This window comes from Halalkalibacterium ligniniphilum (assembly GCF_000334155.1).
Lineage (GTDB): Bacteria > Bacillota > Bacilli > Bacillales > Bacillaceae_D > Halalkalibacterium > Halalkalibacterium ligniniphilum.
Genome location: NZ_ANNK01000074.1, coordinates 1 through 2,852, shown reverse-complemented (window position 1 = coordinate 2,852; position 2,852 = coordinate 1). Strand labels below are relative to the sequence as shown.

General features: G+C 42.7%; 4 protein-coding genes. 1 reads left to right on the top strand and 3 read right to left on the bottom strand.

All coding sequences use genetic code 11. From position 1 onward, the window contains the following. A partial coding sequence (locus BLT_RS21610; RefSeq protein WP_017727148.1) for a GTP-binding protein occupies positions 1–513 on the bottom strand: 513 nt, incomplete at its 3' end. Between the two features lie 177 nt (positions 514–690). Here BLT_RS21610 and BLT_RS0107405 point away from each other — a divergent pair. After that, positions 691–876 (top strand): DUF5325 family protein, encoded by a 186-nt coding sequence (locus tag BLT_RS0107405; RefSeq protein ID WP_017727147.1) that lies wholly within the window; start codon positions 691–693, stop codon positions 874–876. 68 nt (positions 877–944) lie between these two features. Here BLT_RS0107405 and BLT_RS0107400 read toward each other — a convergent pair whose 3' ends face one another. Together BLT_RS0107400 and BLT_RS0107395 are read right to left on the bottom strand one after the other, a co-directional pair. Next, positions 945–1,835 carry an NAD(P)-dependent oxidoreductase gene (locus BLT_RS0107400; RefSeq protein ID WP_017727146.1) on the bottom strand — a complete coding sequence of 297 codons (891 nt, stop codon included), beginning with the start codon at positions 1,833–1,835 and terminating at the stop codon, positions 945–947. A 1-nt stretch (position 1,836) separates the two neighbouring features. Then, positions 1,837–2,640, bottom strand: coding sequence for an inositol monophosphatase family protein (locus BLT_RS0107395; RefSeq protein ID WP_017727145.1), 804 nt, complete (start codon positions 2,638–2,640; stop codon positions 1,837–1,839). Positions 2,641–2,852: the final 212 nt, after the last annotated feature.

Below are 2,852 nucleotides of genomic sequence, written 5' to 3'. Positions count from 1 at the left end.
ATTAATCGCTGAAGCATAGATAACTGGAAATTCTAATTGTTCTTCGTCAGCTCCAAGATCAATAAATAAATCAATCACCTCGTCTACTACTTCGGCAGGACGAGCAAAATCACGGTCGATTTTGTTCACAACAACAACCGGTGTTAGCTTTTGCTCAAGCGCTTTTTTCAGTACGAAGCGCGTTTGTGGCATACATCCTTCATATGCATCAACAACGAGCAGTACGCCATCAACCATTTTCATAATCCGCTCAACTTCCCCACCGAAATCAGCATGCCCTGGTGTATCCATAATATTAATGCGTATATCATTATAGTTGATCGCTGTATTTTTCGCCAAAATCGTAATTCCGCGTTCTTTTTCTAAGTCATTCGAATCCATTGCGCGCTCTTGCACCTGTTCATTATCTCGGAACGTTCCTGATTGCTTTAATAATTGGTCAACAAGTGTCGTTTTCCCATGGTCAACGTGAGCAATAATCGCAATGTTTCGTAAATCGTTGCGTACGGTCATCTAATTCTCTCCTTATTTGTTCATTAACTGTCTTAGTATATCACAATCCAAATTTTTACGCAGACTTGTTTGTTCGTTCTTTAGATTTTTAACGTGATTGTCACATTGAAAGGGTTTTTCTTTCCAGTAAAAAAAGGTAAACTTAGTAAGTGAGTGTTCAGTATGGGGGTATTGAATGTGAAAAAAGAAAATGTGATGTTTCTGCTACTCGCCATTATTACAGTGGTTTGTATTATGGCGATAGGCGTTGCAATTGCTGAAAGAAGTCTGTTGATCGCGTTCCTTGCGTTTGCTGGTGTGTTCATTGCTTGTGGAATTGGATTTACTTTACGAAAAAAACTACGCGAATCCGGAGAGCTATAATTATCTATTTTCTACATACAAAAGAGGCTGAGTGATCAGCCTCTTTTGTATGTAGAAAGATATTCATTTTACTTTTTCCGCAGCAACGTCACACCCGTCCGTTCCTCCAATGGCCGGATAATGGCAGAGACATCCTGGTCACCGTACTTTTCCTTCGCTTCCCTAACCCGTTCCTCGCCTTTTTTTACCATCTCTAGCGGCAGGTCAAGCTGCTCAGCTAGCTTTAAGGCTAAGCGAATGTCCTTATGAAGGAGATTGATTGAAAATCGTGCTTCAAAGCTCCGGTCAAGAATCGCATCCACGGACCAGTCCATACTTTTGGAAAACCCTGAACTCCGTTTAATCAAATCATATGCAATAGCAGGATCGACACCGGCTTTTTCAGCCATAATAAAACATTCCCCAAGTGCTGCTTGATGGACACCGATAAGCATGTTGTTCAGTAGCTTAACAACCGTGCCACTGCCTACAGGTCCAACATGGACAATATAGTCACCATAAGCATCCATCACATCTCGACTGAGAGAGAAGCCTTCATCGTCTCCTCCACACATAATCGTCAATGTTCCTGCCTCAGCCCCCATCGGACCGCCACTAACAGGAGCATCAACAAAGTAAGCTCCCTTTTTCTGGATTTGCTCATAAACCCGTTCGTTCGTCTCCCGATCCACAGTAGAGTGGTCAACGATCACTTTCCCCGGGCTCAGGCCAGCAATCAGTCCGTCATCTCCCTCATATACATCGAGAATAGACTGTGGCACAGGAAGGCAGGTCATCACCACATCAACTGCCTCCATTAAATCTTTTGGAGAAGATGCTTCAATTGCTCCCAAAGCAACTGCTTGCTCAATTGGACCACGACTCCGACTTACAACATATGTATCAAACCCATTTGAAAGCAAATGCTTAACCATTGGCAAACCCATTGTCCCAAGTCCGATAAAGCCAACTTTTTTCATTCTAGCGCTCCCTCCCCACATATCGCTTTATTACTTCTTTATGAAAAGCAGGTTTTCCTGCAAAAACTGAACCTCCTTTAAGAAGAGATAACGATTCACCATTGAAATTTGTCACACAGCATCCCGTTTCTTTCAATATGATGATACCAGCCGCGTAATCCCATGGTGAGAGCTTGACACTGATATAACCATCAAGGCGATTGCTTGCTACATATGCAAGCTCCAAAGCAGCGGACCCATACGAACGAATACCTCGAACATCTCTTACCAGCTGGGCTAATTCACGGCGATACGGGTTTCGATCCTCTACAATCCAGCGGGCGTTTAATCCTAGGATGCTTTCTTCTAAAGGACGTTCCGTTATTTTTTGGACAGGCTTCCCATTAAGAAAAGCACCTTGACCTTCGATTGCTTGAAACAATTCACCGGCCATCACATCGTATATAATTCCAATCTTCCCAATTCCTTCATGGTAAACCGCAAGAGAGATCGCAAATTTAAACTGAGAATGAACAAAATTCATCGTACCGTCAATCGGGTCGATAATCCATACCGTTCCATCCATCTGCTCCACATTCTCAGAAATCCCTTCTTCTCCAAGAAAGTGATGAGAAGGAAAGTGAGTGCTTACTTTTTCATAAAAAAAAGCTTCTGTTGAACGATCCACATCTGTTACGAGGTCATCAGGATTCGATTTTGCTTCTACATGGATTTTACTTGCCAACGCTTTTTTTATATGTTCAGCAGCTTCAAGAACCCACTGCTTTGCTATTTCTCCTCGTTCAATCCAATTTACGTTCGACATCGTATGTCCTCCTTCTCGTGTTGATTCTTGGGCGAGTTTTCTTTTATTATGACACAAAGAAAGATGCAAGCAAATGCTTCCACTTTTTAACACCCTATGAAGCAAGGACTTCCTTAAGTAAATATCCGCCGGTAGAACCGGCGGTTTTAATTTCGCCCTATAAGGGCACTTTACCGACAACCCCCTAAAGGGGACTCGAAATTGACCGTCAA

Coding starts and splice junctions, on each gene's coding strand:
- BLT_RS0107395 (WP_017727145.1), bottom strand. CDS start 2,640: ATGTCGAACGTAAATTGGATTGAACGAGGAGAAATAGCAAAGCAGTGG.
- BLT_RS0107400 (WP_017727146.1), bottom strand. CDS start 1,835: ATGAAAAAAGTTGGCTTTATCGGACTTGGGACAATGGGTTTGCCAATG.